Here is a 14,310-nt window from a genome sequence, read left to right as displayed (position 1 = left end):
AAAGGAAGTCGAGCATGGACGAGCATGAATCTGATCAAGTATCTGCGCAGGACATACGTAGACATGGGGATGCTGATCGCGAACGCATTGAGATTGAATTGTTGTTAGAGGGAATGTACAAGGTGTATGGCTACGACTTTCGAGATTATGCGTATCCGTCCTTAAGACGTCGAATTTGGCATCAGATATACGATGAACAGTTGACCTCGATATCAGAGCTTCAGGGAAAAGTGTTGTACAACCGCGATTATGTGCAGCGCTTGGTTCATACGTTGTCGATACCAGTTACGGAGATGTTTCGTGATCCTAAGATGTATGCTGCTTTCCGGGATAAAGTTGTACCCCTTTTACGGACATATCCTTATATTCGCATATGGCATGCGGGCTGCTCAACAGGGGAGGAAGTCTATTCGATGGCGATTCTCTTACAAGAGGAAGGACTGTATGAGAAAGCTAGATTGTATGCGACTGATATGAACCCTGTTGTTCTGCAAAAAGCGAAGGAAGGCCGTTGTTCTTTAGATAAGATGCGCCTGTATACGACTAATTATTTGGAGGCTGGGGGAAATCGCTCCTTTTCCGAATATTACAACGCAGCGGAAGACGGCAGTGTGATCTTTCATCCGTCTTTAAGAAAAAACATTATTTTTTCGGACCACAATTTGGCTACGGATATGTCGTTTAATGAATTTAACGTTATTTTTTGCCGAAATGTGATGATTTACTTTAATGATCCGCTGCGGGACCGAGTCCATCGGTTGTTCTATGAGAGTCTGGCCCCACTAGGAATGTTGGTGCTGGGATCCAAAGAATCGATCCATTTTACAGCCTGTGAGTCGCATTACGAGGAAGTAGACCGTTTGGAGAAAATATATCGAAAAATTCGATAACTGATCGAGGAGGCCACATGCCTACGTTAGAGCCTATTAACATTCTGTTGGTCGATGATCGTCCGGAGAACTTGCTCGCCTTGGAAGCTGTGCTCTCGGAAGAGAATTATCGGCTCATTAAGGCTACCTCAGGAGAAGAAGCACTGCGACATCTCATGAAAGAGGAATTTGCTGTCATTGTGCTTGATGTGCAGATGCCTGGCATGGATGGCATTGAGACAGCCAAGTGGATCAAAGCCAGGGAGAAAACGCAGCATATTCCGATTATTTTTATTTCGGCTAACTATAAGGAATCTGAGCACCTGTTTGCGGGCTATTCTGCAGGCGGCGTCGACTATATGGTCAAGCCTTTTGTACCGCACATCTTGCGGTCCAAGATCCAAAGCTTCGTGGGGATCTTTCTTGCGCAGAAGCGCTTGAAATCCCAGAAGATGCTGCTTCATCAGAAGACACTGGAATTGGAACGGATGAATCGCGAACTGGCAATTGCAAAGGAAGAAGCGGAACGTGCAGCGCTAGCCAGAACGCAATTTCTCGCAATGATGAGCCATGAGATTCGTACACCGCTCAATGGAGTCATTGGAATGGCTGATCTGCTGCAAGATACAGAGATGAGTCTAGAGCAGCGTAATTATGCGGAGATGATTCGGAAGAGTGCGGATTCGTTAATGCAGACGATCAACAACATTCTGGATTTTACAAAGATGGAGTCCGGCAAGTTGGAGCTTGAAGAGTACCCGTTTGACATCAAAGCTTTGATTCAGGAAGTGTTTGAATTGTTTACAGCGGAGATGAGCAAACGACAATTGACATGCTCTGTCGATATTAAGCCGGATGTTCCAGCTTGTCTGCTGGGTGATATGATTCGGCTGCGTCAGGTACTTATTAACCTGGTGGGCAATGCTGTCAAATTTACGGATGATGGCGAGATTTGTATTCGTATTCAGCTGGTTTCAGACCATGAAGACGACAGTACTTGTCGACTGCAAATTGAGGTTCAGGACACAGGCATTGGATTGCCGGTAGATAAGATGAATGCATTATTTCAGCCATTCTCACAGCTGGATTCCTCTATGAATCGTCGCTACGGCGGCAGCGGCTTAGGCCTTGCAATTAGCAAATCAATTGTACAGATGATGCAAGGCGATATTGCTGCGTATGCGCTTGATCATGGGGCGATGTTTCAATTTACAGTTGTACTGGGTAAATTGGAGCAATGAGAGAAATTAGCATTCGTATCCGGATGACAACTATTTTGAATTTAAATGTTTCAGCGTTTCAACTACCGGGTAATAGGAACCTAAGTATGAAATCAACAAAATAAATAACCGAGTAGGTACATCATTTCTTCATAAAATGTGTGGAATAATGGGAGAGGACTATATGAGCACAAACCAATTTGCAGTCGTAACACATCAAGATGGGCAGCAAATAACCATTCAACTTCAAGGTGATCTGGATTTGGCTGCTTCTGGCGAGTTTCGTTCTTTTATGGAGCCTCTAGCTAACGATTCGACTAACCAGCTTACACTTGATCTATCCAAGCTAACGTACATTGACAGTACAGGCATTGGCATTCTTATTTCCATTGTAAAAGTTCGTAAAGCCGCAGGAGCACCATTTTTCGTGGAAAATGTTCCGTCGCAGGTTCAAAAGTTGTTTGATATGACAGGAATTTCAAAGTTTTTAACGTCAAGCCAATAAGGACTCGAAAATGATAATTGAAAGGACATGAATCATGACTGATAGCAAAATACAGCAGCAGGTCAGATTAACGCTGCCTGCTCAAGCTGACTATGTCGATTTGGTTCGTTTAACGTTATATGGAATCGCCAGCAAAATTGGATTTTCTTACGAAGAGATCGAGGATATGAAGGTTGCAGTGTCGGAAGCTTGTAATAATGCAGTTTTATATGCGTACAATCGGGATGGCGGTATGGTGGATATCGCATTTGACATTGGTAACAACGAGCTGGGTCTGACGATTCGTGATGAGGGCAACAGCTTTCATGCGGAGCACGAGACTCAGGAACTGTTGGGGTGGCATGACAAGTCGATTGATGAAGTGCAGGCAGGAGGCCTAGGTTTCTACTTAATGCAGGCACTCATGGATGAAGTGGAGGTTGTCAGCATAGAGGGGCGCGGTACTGAAGTCCGCATGAAGAAACGCATCCAACAGTTTAGCGAGGAACTCCGATGAGTCTACTTCCCCAGTCCCATTCGGCTAATGATCTCATCCGCCAATATCAAACCACCAAAGACAACGATACAGCCACTATTTTGATTCAGAGGTACGAGCCTATGGTGAAGATGGCTGCAGGCAAGATATCGCGTAATCGCCCAGACCTCTACGAAGATCTGATGCAGGTGGGCAATATGGCGCTTATCCGTCTGCTGAATCAGTTTGATCACGCACTGGGCGTCCCTTTTGAGGCTTATGCAATGAAAAGTATGATCGGTCATATGAAAAATTATTTGAGGGACAAGTCTTGGTATATCCAAGTGCCAAGGCGAATCAAAGAAAAGGGTGCTTTGGTGCAGCAAACCATTGATCTGCTGACTGTAAAGCTTGAACGCTCACCCAACATTGAAGAAATAGCCCAGCAACTGGAACTGTCCGAGGAAGAAACTTTGGAGGTTCTGGCAGGTCGAGAGTGCTATCATTACGTTTCGCTTGACACGCCGCTGTCTCAAGAAGAGAGTGCGGCCACGCTTGGAGAGCTGATCAGTTCTGACGTAAATGATTATGACGCTGTAGAACGTAAGATGGATCTGCTCGAAGCCATGAAGCAGCTAAAGCAGGAAGAGATGCAGGTGCTGCAACTTGTGTTTGAGCAAGGACTGTCGCAGCGAACGGCAGCAGAGCAGCTTGGTATTTCGCAGATGAGCGTTTCCCGTATTCAGAGAAGAGCAACAGAGAAGCTGAAGCAGATTATGATGGCTAGGGACTTACAATGAGATGGACATACAAAGAATAAGGACAAATGTGTGCCTGTATGATTGGTGCATATTTGTCCTATTTGAATAGAAATAGAATTCAAATTTGTGAAGACTGGGATAGAAAAAGACTCGTGATAATAGTAAAAAACTTAAGGTGTCACAGAAATGTAATCGTTTCCAATAATTGCGGGCTGCGCATATAATACGTGACATGGTAAAATAATAATGTGGAACCGTATAGTTGACGTTTTGGCGTCTAGTGAGGAGTGACCTAGATGGCAGAACTATTTAGGAAGAAAAATGTAGAGCAGATGCTTTTGCAAAGCAAGAGCAAGAGTGTCACGAAGTCATTAGGTGCAATGGACTTGACGCTTCTTGGCATTGGAGCAGTTATTGGGACAGGCGTACTCGTATTAACTGGGCTTGTAGCAGCCCGGGACGCCGGCCCGGCCGTTATCTTTTCGTTTATTATAGCGGCGATTGTGTGCGGATTCGCAGCACTGTGTTATGCGGAGATATCATCTGCAATTCCGGTTAGTGGAAGCGTTTACACTTATTCGTACGCCACAATCGGTGAACTTGTCGCTCATTTGATGGGATGGACACTATTGTCCGTATATGTCGTAACCACCTCGGCAGTTGCAAGTGGTTGGACCGGATATCTTAATAACTTTCTATCTGGCTTTGGGCTTGATTTGCCAAGAGAGTTGATTACGATTCCGAGTCAAGGCGGGCTGGTTAACCTTCCATCCATGATTATCATTATGTTTATTACCTGGCTGCTCTCACGTGGTACGAAAGAGAGCAAGAAGGTAAACAACATCATGGTAGCAATTAAGCTTGGTGTTATTCTCCTGTTTATCATTGTTGGGGTGTTTTATGTTAAGCCTGCTAACTGGACTCCATTTATGCCTTACGGTTTTGAAGGTGTAATGTCGGGTGCGGCAGCCGTGTTCTTTGCCTTTTTAGGTTTTGATGCGTTATCGACATCAGCCGAAGAAGTGAAAAATCCGCAGCGTGATCTGCCAATTGGTATTATCACTTCGCTCGGAGTTTGTACCGTGATTTATGTTGTTGTCTGTTTGGTTATGACAGGTATGGTGCCTTATACGGAATTAAACGTGCCTGAAGCTATGGCACACGTGTTGCATGTTGTTGGACAAGACGCAGTAGCAGGTGTGATCGCTGCCGGTGCCATCATCGGGATTATGGCAGTCGTTTTTGCTTATATTTACGCAACTACCCGTGTATTTTACTCGATGAGCCGAGATGGGCTTATTCCAAAAATGTTCTCCAAGATGAACAAGAAGGAAGCTCCGACTACAGCTGTATGGCTGACAGGTCTCGTGAGTGCCTTCGTTGCAGGCTTTATCGATCTGAAAGAACTATCTAATTTGGCTAATATTGGAGCTTTGCTTACTTTTGCGATGGTTGGTGTTACGGTTATCATTTTGCGTAAGACACATCCGAATATGAAACGTGGTTTCAAAGTGCCGTTAGTACCTTTGCTCCCGATCATCTCGGTAGGCTGCTGTTTGTTCTTGATGGTGAATTTGCCGCTTCAAACTTGGCTGTATTTCGGTATTTGGCTGCTGCTAGGTGTAATTGTATACTTTGGCTACTCCAGACGTCACAGCCACTTACAGAAAGGCGACGCGGACAGCACAGAGGATTCACTAAGAGTATCCAACGAATAGCAAGGATGCGAATGATTAGGTTACACTGTTGCATGGATAGGCTGCTCGTCTGGTCTGAATAGACTGGTCGAGCAGCTTTTTCGTTTTGGCAGGACACATGACATTCTGGGCATCAACTTACATACCGTAGAGATGAGACAATGCAGCCCAGTAGATGGTTGCATGCCGTGCTGTGCACTCCATGGGGTTATAGAAGCTGCTACGAGATCCAATAATGTAAAGAATCAGTGTGCAGTACTTGCAGTGTCCATGATTGTATTGTGTTAGTCCACATTACGTTAATTGTGTATTACATTATATCGTATTACGTTAATTGGACTACGTTACAAACGAGTACAGTCCATTACGCGAGCATAGCGAGGCGAGTTTAATTTGAACTGCCGTATTTTACAGGCAAGCTGCCGCATTGTTGTTTGCTTTGTAGCTTGGAATGCTGTGTGCGTGTTACATCTTATATAGATATGGTGTTGGAGTTTGTAAAATGGGATTGAAATTATGGAAGGGAAGGGCAAATCAGGGGACTGCCTTACAGCGTTCATATAGCTTAACTACTTATATTGGCCGTTACCCAATTCATTTGTTCTTGCTTAGTGGCATTCGTGGCATTACAGAACAATATCAAGGTAGAAGTATAGTACATAAAGCAGCCCCGCTGCGCAATTGAAATATGCACAACGGGGCTGCTATTATAATCCGATTGCGAACGTTTGATTTGTGGAACCATACGTTCAACCATTTTGGACATCCTTATGGAATATAGATTGTTTTAGTGCAGTTTATGTCTCTTTATCTGTTTATTCTGCATTGTTGTCGCATAAACTTTGCGCATCCACTTTCTTGCACGTATTATGATTACGTGTTCTCTTTATATATCTGTGTATTTAATTAAGCGTGAGCAGGTGCTTTTTTTAGGGCATCCTGCGCCGTTACATAGTCATAACCAAGATCGCGAGCTACGGCTTCATATGTTACAGAGCCAGAAGCTGTGTTGAGGCCAAGCATAAGTGCAGCGTTCTCCTCAAGCGCTTTGTGAACACCTTTGTTTGCTAATTGAAGCGCATAAGGGATCGTTACGTTCGTGAGTGCAATCGTAGATGTACGAGGCACCGCACCAGGCATGTTTGCTACGGCATAGTGTACAACACCATGCTTCACATATGTTGGATTGTCATGTGTCGTAATCCGATCCACTGTTTCGATGATACCGCCTTGGTCGATGGCTACGTCAACGACTACAGAACCTGGTTTCATCGACTTAATCATATCCTCAGTTACAAGCTTAGGTGCTTTAGCTCCTGGGATAAGCACCGCGCCGATGACAAGATCGGAATCCTGTACAGCTTCTGCGATATTGAGCGGGTTGGACATCAGCGTATGAACGCTCTTATCGAAGATATCGTCCAATTGACGAAGTCGATCTGGATTCATATCCATAATCGTTACGTCTGCCCCTAGGCCTGCTGCAATTTTAGCAGCATTTGTTCCTACGACGCCACCACCGATTACAGTTACTTTGCCACGTTTTACCCCTGGTACGCCTCCAAGCAGAATACCCATTCCACCGTGCGGCTTCTCCAAGAATTGTGCTCCGATCTGAGCGGACATTCGTCCTGCAACTTCACTCATCGGTGTTAATAGTGGCAATGTGCGGCCTACTTGTACTGTTTCATATGCAATGGCAGTTACGCCTTTATCGACAAGAGCTTTCGTTAATTCAGGCTCTGCTGCTAAGTGTAAATAAGTAAACAAGATCAGTCCTTCTCTGAAGTACCCGTACTCGGAAGACAATGGTTCTTTTACCTTTATTACCATTTCGGCTGCCCACGCATCTTTAGCTTCTGCGACAATCTCAGCGCCTACACGGATATAATCTTCGTTTGTAAATCCGCTGCCAAGGCCTGCTTCATGCTCGACTAGAACAGTGTGTCCAGCTTTTTTAAAAGCCATTACACCAGCAGGAGTGATTGCTACGCGATTTTCATTGTTTTTTATTTCTTTAGGTACGCCAATAATCATTGAGGTAAGCCCCCTTGTTCAAGTTAGGTTCATCAGTTGATGTACCCTCAGTATAACAATGTAAGCGCTTTATATCTTCGTTTAGATCTCTAAAATGTGTACCTCGTTTTTGTTCAAATTAACAAACTGCTTGTTCAATCCCATAAATTAAACCCGCACTGTACTTAAGTTGTCATAAATACCCCTTAAACATACATCAACCCAAGAGAGCACTTGAATAGAGCTCAGCTTGGGTTGATGATCGCAGCAAGCATTAACTTGCTTACGTATTCGTATTTACTGCATAGGATCGGGAATGAGTCCTTGCTTTTTTAACTCACTGTTTGTTTGAATTTGTTTCATGTCATGGCCGAGCTGCTTCATTGCCGCCTCATCAGGAGCCATCGAATTCCATGTTTCCTCGATAGTAGTGGGCTCATCATCTGTCTGATTGTGTTCCAGTCCGACGGTTAAAGACAACTGCACCAATAGCTCACGCAGTTCTGTGTCTGCTTTGGCTTGGAGTTGGCTAGGCACTGTGCTTAGCCCTGAGAAACTGGCTAATTTCGCATTGACCTGTAATTGCCCGTCAGGAAGCCGCTGCGCTGGTACTTTGTACATGTGAGTGGCGCGCTCGCTGTTGGCATGTGGGTCCATCCAACCGAGCACAAATATTTCTTGCTCTGCACAGCATATGCCTGTATAGCCTTGTTGCAGAAACGCATGACGTACCGTATCGGCAGGGGCAGTAACAACAGCTGAGGCGTTCATCATATGTATCCCCCAGGTCTAGTCTTTCTTCAATTGTTCAACAACTTCTTCTGCGATGTCGGCAGATGCTTCCTTGACTTGATTTGCAGCATCAATAGTCACATCTTTCACTTGTGTAACAATATTGGAGGATGCTTCTTTTACGCCCGATACAACAGCTTCTGCTTTGGCACCAACAGTCTTGACGGCAGTTGCTGCTTTAGAGCTAAGATCAATGGCTACTTCCTTAGTCTTGTCAGATACATCGTGTGCTTTATCACTGATGTCAGAACGTAGTTCACGTCCTGATTTCGGCGCCAGCAGCAGGGCTGCCGCCGCGCCAATTAGTCCCCCAATGAGAACCCCTTTGGCAAAAGTGGAACATCCTCTTGTATCACATGTTTCATTTACGGAAGTTTGTTGTGTTGTCATCTTGATTATCTCCTTTGTGTAACAGTAGTTAATGAACATATACACTTATTAGCGAACTTTGAATCATTATTATGATAACAAATGTGACGTCGCATGACTATGAAGGAGGACACTCATTTCTCTCGAGTCATCCATCCGAGTGCGTACATGCAAGCGATTAACCATATGCCGCCTGCAATAAATCCTGCTGACACATCCGTAATATAATGAACGCCCAAATATACGCGGCTTAATCCAATTACAACAATGAGTAATGCTCCTGCTACCCATATGTAGGTAGATGGTTTGCCTTCTGCCCTACAAATACGAACTATAATGTATGTCAGCATCCCATAGAACGCTGTTGAAACCATGGCATGTCCGCTTGGAAAGCTGTACCCAGTAGCTGCCACCCAATGCTCCCATTCAGGACGTGCACGCTGCAGCCATGCTTTCATCCCCTCATTTAGAAGATAGCTACCTGTAAGAGCAATTAGCAGCGTAATTGCATGCATATACAGTCTTTTTCTAAAAGCAAACCATAGCGCAAGCAGAATCGCCAAAGGGATAATAATGTGGCTTGAAGCAAAATGGGTAAAAAATATAACGATTTTGGTTATTAGTGGGCTTGACCATTGTCTTAGAAAATCAGTTACCGCGGTATCGACTCGATTAAAGTCATTGCTCATTACGCCCTTAGTAATCCAGCCCAAGCCCAGCAAGAGCGGGGGAACTAGGACAAGGCCCCATATGAGACTGACGGTATAGTTAACTGCACGGCTTTTCATAGATGTTGACTTGGTCATGTTAAGCTTACACTCCTTTAATCTGTTTCTCCGCATCTTTGCCTCAAAACCATTGGTTAATTAACAAAGAGTTCAGAATGATTTAACTAATATGAAACTTACGTTAGGAATTCGGTTCTGGTTTCGTTATAATTTACACATAAGTATCACTTGTTTATGAGGGAGAAATCGGCATGAATGAACGATTAATTGAAGAAACCCGCAATAATTGGCTCGAATGTGAACATAGAGGGGCAATATGCGGAGTAGGCAAAGACGGTAACATTCGTTATGCGCTAGGGGACATGGAAAGCCTCCGCTTCTTGCGATCTGCTGGAAAGCCATTCCAAGCCATTCCAGTGGTCAAAAGCGGTACGCTAGAGCATTACGGACTGACGGATCGGGAATTGGCGTTAATGATGTCATCTCATCGGGGTGAATCTTTTCATATGGAGACGATGCATGCCATTATGGAAAGAAGCGGCTTGATCCAAAGTGAGCTCGTGTGCAATCCGTCTCTCCCTTTGCATGAACCTACAAAGGAAACTTGGCTGCGGGAGGGCGGCGATCGGGAACGGAGGTTCCATAATTGCGCTGGCAAGCACTTTGGCGTATTGTCATGGTGCCAACATGCAGGATATGACAAAGCATCTTATACCGATCCAGATCATCCCGCACAGCAGGAAATCACAGCAATCATCTGTGAACTTTCTGGAGTAACCGTCGAAGAGATGGGAGTGGGCACAGATGGATGTGGTTTTCCCGTATATGCGCTGCCTCTTCCGGCAATAGGGCAGGCTTATTTACATTTAGCTTGTCCCGAATTCATTAAGGATACAGCGACACGCCAAGCTGTTCAACGTATCCGGGATGCAATGATCAAGTATCCTCTCCTTGTAGGGGGAACAGGACGGCTGGATTCCGTGCTGATGGAAGACACAAACATCGTAGCCAAAGGTGGTTTCAAGGGCATATTTGGTTTCGCGCTTCGTGAGGAGCAATTGGGATTTGCAATCAAGATTGCCGACGGATCAGATGAGGAATGTGCTTATGTAATAACCTCAATATTGGAGCAAATGGGCTATAAGACAACCGATACGATTCAACGTCTCAAAGAGGCATTCCCGTCCGCGATTATTAATGATCAAGGGGTTGTGGTAGGGGATCGCAGAGCTGTATTTCAATTTAACTTATAACGATAAATGCAAATAGGGGAGGAAATAAAAGATGAAGCCTTATCAATCCCGCATTCATTTAGAAGTTATTGCAACAACGTTAAGCGATGTCCGTGCAGCACAGGACAGCGGGGCGGACCGGATTGAACTAATTACGGCAATAGCAGAAGGCGGTCTTACACCTAGTCTTGCGTTAGTAGAGCAAGCTGTACAGTTATCCACCATTCCTGTTCGTGTTATGGTGAGACCTCATGCAAGATCATTTGTGTATGATGTTGATGATTGTGAAACGATCCTAAAAGACATCGAACATATACGTGCAGTGGGAGCAGAAGCGATCGTGTTCGGGGCTCTAACGGAGATCGGACAGGTCGATGAGCATCTGTTGAAGCAAGTTATCGCTGCTGCAGGAGAGATGAAATTAACTTTTCATCGGGCGATAGACGAAGCAAGCGATCTCATGGAGGCTTTAGCTGTAATTAAACGTCATCCCTCCATTACCGACATCCTGACTTCTGGCGGGGCTCCGACGGCGCCAGAAGGTATCCATATGATTGAGCAGATGCACTTTGAATCCATAGAAACAGGTCTGCATATTATGGCTGGAGCGGGATTGACATTGGATAATATCGCTGTCTTTACAGCTAATACGAAGATAACTCACGTTCACGTTGGATCAACCGTGAGGCAAGCGGGTAAAGCGTTAATGCCGCTTGATCCCGCACGAGTTAAAATGATGCGGACGGAGCTTGACCGGGTAATTAGGTAACACTAAAGATTCGATGTGTTTGATTTATGGATGATACAACGCTTTACAGGAAAAGCAAGGAATAGCAATGCCCTGATTCCCTCTTATCGATTGTCACGACAAGTAGGAAGTCAGGGCATTATTCATGATTAGGGGGAGTATCAGATTAGGAGCGGCGAAGTTTGCCTAACTCTGAGACGAGTGCTTCCATCTCACTGATACTAAAATTGGATTTGCTCATAACAATGTCATGAATGTCTTTAATATCCTCATATTGTTCAACGGAAAATGCGGATGCTTGCATAGCAGCGGCGGTAGCCATCTTCAAGCGTCCCTTTATGTCTTCGATCATGGCTTCAACCTGTGCCTGTGGATTATCTGCGTGGCTCATTTCATCATACCTCCTTTAATTCCACTTTCATTTCATCTTTTCAATCGGTTCGTCCGATATGCTGAACGTATTGTAACATGAGTTCCACGAAAACTAAACGCCTTTCAAGCAAGCATAAGGATCCTATTTTAAGTAATAAGTTTCACGAGGGACCAATCATCTTACACGGAACTTAACACGATGAACCCGTACCGAAATGATTTATGACGGAAGTATGCAATGATGTGATGCTTAACCTGCTTGTTACAAATACCAAGGCAGTGGAGTGACAACGTACAGGACTTCAAGTACAATAAGGCCAATATCTGCTTAGAGGAAATGGAGTGCATGTATGCAGGAGCTTATCTTATCGGATACGATTAGCAGGCCCAAGCTGAAGAAGAGCAATCAGGAGCAGCTGCGGAGTTTCTTCCGACAAATTGCTGCTCAGCATTCTTTAGCACAATTAACCTTCGTCTGCATCGGGACAGATCGTTCAACGGGGGATGCATTAGGGCCAATTGTGGGCTTAGAATTAGTGCGACGTGGGTTTAGCAATGTTATAGGCACGTTGGAGCTTCCTTGTGATGCTTCTAACCTGAAAGAGCGAATTGCTACCATCTCGGAAGACAAGCTGGTTGTAGCGATAGATGCATGCCTAGGTCAGCCTGCAACAGTCGGGTATTATCTTGTGGGCAATCAGTCTCTCCAGCCCGCCCAATCTGTGGGCAAGGGCTTACCGGCAGTTGGTCATTACAGCGTGGCAGCAGTCGTTAACGAACATGGGCCCAAGCCTTATTGGACATTGCAGACGACTTCACTGCACACGGTGATGTTGATGGCGCAAGAGATTTCAGATGCCATATGCGCAGCATTTTGTGCCCCATTGCAGTCATAAATTTTAACTTCGTTCCATAATATGAAGTTGTGGGCATAAGCCGGACCACAGCAAAAGAGCCGGATGTGGGGCATCCGACTCCTGACGATACACCGGTTATTCTGTGCGATCCGTTCCGCAAGGAGCGGATTACTTTTTACGACGTTCATTTAATTGAATGATGAGTTGAATCAGACCAATCATAAACATACAAGAGCCTAAGAACAGTTCGATATCCTTCATCACCATCACCCCCTTTCAATTTAGGGAGACATTAAGATGAGTGGACCACTGTTGGAATGAATAAGCAGCGTTTCAACTAAATCATGCCTGTGTAATATAGTGTATATCTATGAGCGGACGGCGGTTGATAGAATCGTTCGCTGTGCAAAATGTGAAATTTTTTTGTGCATTTTATACAGAAGGCATAAATCCGATTAAAAGGGCATAACACGATGAAGCAAAGCGAGGGGTTACGATGGCAAAAATTCAACTAACAGACAGATTCCACATGGAAGTAAAAGAACAAGGTGCAGGAGTCCCCATTGTGCTGCTGCATGGTTATTGCGGCAGTTCCGACTATTGGCATTCTGTTGTGCCACTGCTTAGTGAGCGATATCATGTGATTACACCGGACCTACGCGGTCATGGTAAGACTCAGGCGCCTAATGGGGCCTACACAATTGAGCAGATGGCCGATGATATTCTTCAAATGGCAGACAAGCTTCATTTGGATCGATTTATATTGTTGGGACATTCGCTTGGCGGGTATATTGCACTGTCATTTGCTCAACGATTCAGTGAGCGTTTGCTTGGCTTTGGCCTGATCCATTCAACAGGGTATGCGGATTCGGATGAGGCAAGGCAGGGTCGCTTGAAGGCGGTTGAAGATATTCAGGCTCATGGAATTGTGCCTTTTATCGATCAATTGATTCCATCCTTGTTTAATCCGAACAGGTTGGAACAATTAGAAGATGAAGTTCGGCTTGCAAAGGCTATCGGGTACCATACACCGCCTCAAGGCGCGATTGGAGCGGCGTTAGCGATGCGTGAGCGTGAAGATCGTACGGCAGTGATGGCTGCAACTAAGCTTCCGCTGCTGCTTGTGGCTGGCAGAATGGACCAGAAGGTGCGGCCTGAGCGGTTGTTTACGACGGAGGGCAGTAACGTGACACAAGCAGTCATCGAAACTGCTGGCCATATGGGGATGATGGAAACACCAGAAGAAGTAAATGAGATAGTATCTTCTTTCGTTCACGAAATTACGAATATGGAAACATAAACGAGTCCAAAGCGCCTTCTATTGTAGGGGGTGCTTTTTTTCGGTATAATCGGCATTATATTTAGATAAACTTCTAAATAAGAGGATACTATGATGGAGGAAGAAATGAACGATGCGTTTAAAGCATTGGCAGACCCGACGAGACGCCAGATTATAACACTGCTGAAAGAGCGTGATATGACCGCAGGCAATATAGCTGCCCAATTTAATATATCCAAGCCTAGCATCTCACATCATCTAAATGCGTTGAAACAAGCCCAACTGATTGTAGATGAACGGAGAGGACAGCATATCTGGTATTCGCTGAATACGATGGTATTGCAGGAGGCTCTTGGCTGGCTCCTTGATGTGATTCAGTTTCAACATGACAAGGAGGGATAAGGTGGAGAA

16 protein-coding genes and 1 pseudogene are annotated in these 14,310 nt (G+C 44.9%); 11 read left to right on the top strand and 6 right to left on the bottom strand.

What is annotated here, in order from left to right; all coding sequences use genetic code 11:
- The first annotated feature begins 14 nt into the window (after window positions 1-14).
- The 6 genes and pseudogenes from QP775_RS20215 to QP775_RS20190 all read left to right on the top strand — a co-directional run bounded on the left by QP775_RS20215 (window position 15) and on the right by QP775_RS20190 (window position 5,527).
- On the top strand, window positions 15-890 hold the full coding sequence (locus tag QP775_RS20215) for a CheR family methyltransferase (protein WP_285108722.1): 876 nt from the start codon (window positions 15-17) through the stop codon (window positions 888-890).
- Between the two features lie 17 nt (window positions 891-907).
- A pseudogene (locus QP775_RS20210) lies at window positions 908-2,095 on the top strand (response regulator); the annotation flags it as partial.
- A 178-nt stretch (window positions 2,096-2,273) separates the two neighbouring features.
- The gene (locus QP775_RS20205; protein ID WP_285108721.1) at window positions 2,274-2,594 is read left to right on the top strand and encodes an STAS domain-containing protein; all 321 of its coding nucleotides are present in this window, start codon (window positions 2,274-2,276) and stop codon (window positions 2,592-2,594) included.
- 34 nt (window positions 2,595-2,628) lie between these two features.
- On the top strand, window positions 2,629-3,090 hold the full coding sequence (rsbW, locus tag QP775_RS20200) for an anti-sigma B factor RsbW (protein WP_285108720.1): 462 nt from the start codon (window positions 2,629-2,631) through the stop codon (window positions 3,088-3,090).
- The gene (locus tag QP775_RS20195; RefSeq protein WP_239331777.1) at window positions 3,087-3,848 is read left to right on the top strand and encodes a sigma-70 family RNA polymerase sigma factor; all 762 of its coding nucleotides are present in this window, start codon (window positions 3,087-3,089) and stop codon (window positions 3,846-3,848) included. Before rsbW ends, QP775_RS20195 begins: the two co-directional genes overlap by 4 nt.
- A gap of 257 nt (window positions 3,849-4,105) precedes the next feature.
- On the top strand, window positions 4,106-5,527 hold the full coding sequence (locus tag QP775_RS20190) for an amino acid permease (RefSeq protein ID WP_239331778.1): 1,422 nt from the start codon (window positions 4,106-4,108) through the stop codon (window positions 5,525-5,527).
- Between the two features lie 544 nt (window positions 5,528-6,071).
- Here the strand turns inward: QP775_RS20190 and QP775_RS20185 are convergent.
- From QP775_RS20185 to QP775_RS20165, 5 genes are all read right to left on the bottom strand, one after another.
- The gene (locus tag QP775_RS20185) at window positions 6,072-6,263 is read right to left on the bottom strand and encodes a hypothetical protein (protein WP_285108719.1); all 192 of its coding nucleotides are present in this window, start codon (window positions 6,261-6,263) and stop codon (window positions 6,072-6,074) included.
- A gap of 149 nt (window positions 6,264-6,412) precedes the next feature.
- On the bottom strand, window positions 6,413-7,543 hold the full coding sequence (ald, locus tag QP775_RS20180) for an alanine dehydrogenase (RefSeq protein ID WP_239331781.1): 1,131 nt from the start codon (window positions 7,541-7,543) through the stop codon (window positions 6,413-6,415).
- 276 nt (window positions 7,544-7,819) lie between these two features.
- Window positions 7,820-8,293: a hypothetical protein gene (locus tag QP775_RS20175; RefSeq protein WP_285108718.1), complete on the bottom strand. Its 474-nt coding sequence runs from the start codon at window positions 8,291-8,293 to the stop codon at window positions 7,820-7,822.
- Between the two features lie 18 nt (window positions 8,294-8,311).
- Window positions 8,312-8,704 (bottom strand): YtxH domain-containing protein, encoded by a 393-nt coding sequence (locus QP775_RS20170; RefSeq protein WP_239331785.1) that lies wholly within the window; start codon window positions 8,702-8,704, stop codon window positions 8,312-8,314.
- A gap of 113 nt (window positions 8,705-8,817) precedes the next feature.
- Window positions 8,818-9,489, bottom strand: coding sequence for a phosphatase PAP2 family protein (locus QP775_RS20165; protein ID WP_285108717.1), 672 nt, complete (start codon window positions 9,487-9,489; stop codon window positions 8,818-8,820).
- A 173-nt stretch (window positions 9,490-9,662) separates the two neighbouring features.
- Between QP775_RS20165 and QP775_RS20160 the strand changes: the two genes are divergently transcribed.
- Window positions 9,663-10,664, top strand: a complete 1,002-nt coding sequence (locus QP775_RS20160; protein ID WP_285108716.1) for an asparaginase — start codon at window positions 9,663-9,665, stop codon at window positions 10,662-10,664.
- Window positions 10,665-10,695: 31 nt separating this feature from the next.
- Complete coding sequence (locus QP775_RS20155; protein ID WP_285108715.1) at window positions 10,696-11,412, top strand: copper homeostasis protein CutC; 717 nt, start codon at window positions 10,696-10,698, stop codon at window positions 11,410-11,412.
- Between the two features lie 145 nt (window positions 11,413-11,557).
- Here the strand turns inward: QP775_RS20155 and QP775_RS20150 are convergent, their stop codons facing one another.
- Window positions 11,558-11,782, bottom strand: coding sequence for a DUF1128 family protein (locus tag QP775_RS20150; RefSeq protein ID WP_285108714.1), 225 nt, complete (start codon window positions 11,780-11,782; stop codon window positions 11,558-11,560).
- Between the two features lie 331 nt (window positions 11,783-12,113).
- On the opposite strand from QP775_RS20150, the gene yyaC reads away from it, so the two are divergent.
- The 3 genes from yyaC to QP775_RS20135 all read left to right on the top strand — a co-directional run bounded on the left by yyaC (window position 12,114) and on the right by QP775_RS20135 (window position 14,301).
- On the top strand, window positions 12,114-12,659 hold the full coding sequence (yyaC, locus tag QP775_RS20145; RefSeq protein ID WP_285108713.1) for a spore protease YyaC: 546 nt from the start codon (window positions 12,114-12,116) through the stop codon (window positions 12,657-12,659).
- Window positions 12,660-13,116: 457 nt separating this feature from the next.
- Window positions 13,117-13,920: an alpha/beta fold hydrolase gene (locus tag QP775_RS20140; RefSeq protein ID WP_285108712.1), complete on the top strand. Its 804-nt coding sequence runs from the start codon at window positions 13,117-13,119 to the stop codon at window positions 13,918-13,920.
- A 105-nt stretch (window positions 13,921-14,025) separates the two neighbouring features.
- A complete protein-coding gene (locus QP775_RS20135) occupies window positions 14,026-14,301 on the top strand; it encodes an autorepressor SdpR family transcription factor (RefSeq protein WP_239331926.1) in 276 nt (91 codons plus the stop codon).
- Window positions 14,302-14,310 lie beyond the last annotated feature (9 nt).

Origin of the sequence: Paenibacillus sp. UMB4589-SE434 (genome assembly GCF_030226685.1) — a bacterium.
Taxonomy (GTDB): Bacteria; Bacillota; Bacilli; order Paenibacillales; family Paenibacillaceae; genus Paenibacillus_B.
The sequence above is the reverse complement of the archived record's forward strand: the minus strand, read 5'-3'. Positions and strand labels throughout refer to the sequence as shown.

What these genes read in the sequence shown, in the direction of transcription:
- QP775_RS20195 (WP_239331777.1), top strand. Translation starts at nt 3,087, where the DNA reads ATGAGTCTACTTCCCCAGTCCCATTCGGCTAATGATCTCATCCGCCAA.
- QP775_RS20215 (WP_285108722.1), top strand. Translation starts at nt 15, where the DNA reads ATGGACGAGCATGAATCTGATCAAGTATCTGCGCAGGACATACGTAGA.
- QP775_RS20190 (WP_239331778.1), top strand. Translation starts at nt 4,106, where the DNA reads ATGGCAGAACTATTTAGGAAGAAAAATGTAGAGCAGATGCTTTTGCAA.
- QP775_RS20140 (WP_285108712.1), top strand. Translation starts at nt 13,117, where the DNA reads ATGGCAAAAATTCAACTAACAGACAGATTCCACATGGAAGTAAAAGAA.
- QP775_RS20185 (WP_285108719.1), bottom strand. Translation starts at nt 6,263, where the DNA reads ATGGTTGAACGTATGGTTCCACAAATCAAACGTTCGCAATCGGATTAT.
- QP775_RS20160 (WP_285108716.1), top strand. Translation starts at nt 9,663, where the DNA reads ATGAATGAACGATTAATTGAAGAAACCCGCAATAATTGGCTCGAATGT.
- QP775_RS20175 (WP_285108718.1), bottom strand. Translation starts at nt 8,293, where the DNA reads ATGAACGCCTCAGCTGTTGTTACTGCCCCTGCCGATACGGTACGTCAT.
- QP775_RS20205 (WP_285108721.1), top strand. Translation starts at nt 2,274, where the DNA reads ATGAGCACAAACCAATTTGCAGTCGTAACACATCAAGATGGGCAGCAA.
- QP775_RS20135 (WP_239331926.1), top strand. Translation starts at nt 14,026, where the DNA reads ATGAACGATGCGTTTAAAGCATTGGCAGACCCGACGAGACGCCAGATT.
- rsbW (WP_285108720.1), top strand. Translation starts at nt 2,629, where the DNA reads ATGACTGATAGCAAAATACAGCAGCAGGTCAGATTAACGCTGCCTGCT.
- QP775_RS20170 (WP_239331785.1), bottom strand. Translation starts at nt 8,704, where the DNA reads ATGACAACACAACAAACTTCCGTAAATGAAACATGTGATACAAGAGGA.
- QP775_RS20150 (WP_285108714.1), bottom strand. Translation starts at nt 11,782, where the DNA reads ATGAGCCACGCAGATAATCCACAGGCACAGGTTGAAGCCATGATCGAA.
- ald (WP_239331781.1), bottom strand. Translation starts at nt 7,543, where the DNA reads ATGATTATTGGCGTACCTAAAGAAATAAAAAACAATGAAAATCGCGTA.
- QP775_RS20155 (WP_285108715.1), top strand. Translation starts at nt 10,696, where the DNA reads ATGAAGCCTTATCAATCCCGCATTCATTTAGAAGTTATTGCAACAACG.
- QP775_RS20165 (WP_285108717.1), bottom strand. Translation starts at nt 9,489, where the DNA reads ATGACCAAGTCAACATCTATGAAAAGCCGTGCAGTTAACTATACCGTC.
- yyaC (WP_285108713.1), top strand. Translation starts at nt 12,114, where the DNA reads ATGCAGGAGCTTATCTTATCGGATACGATTAGCAGGCCCAAGCTGAAG.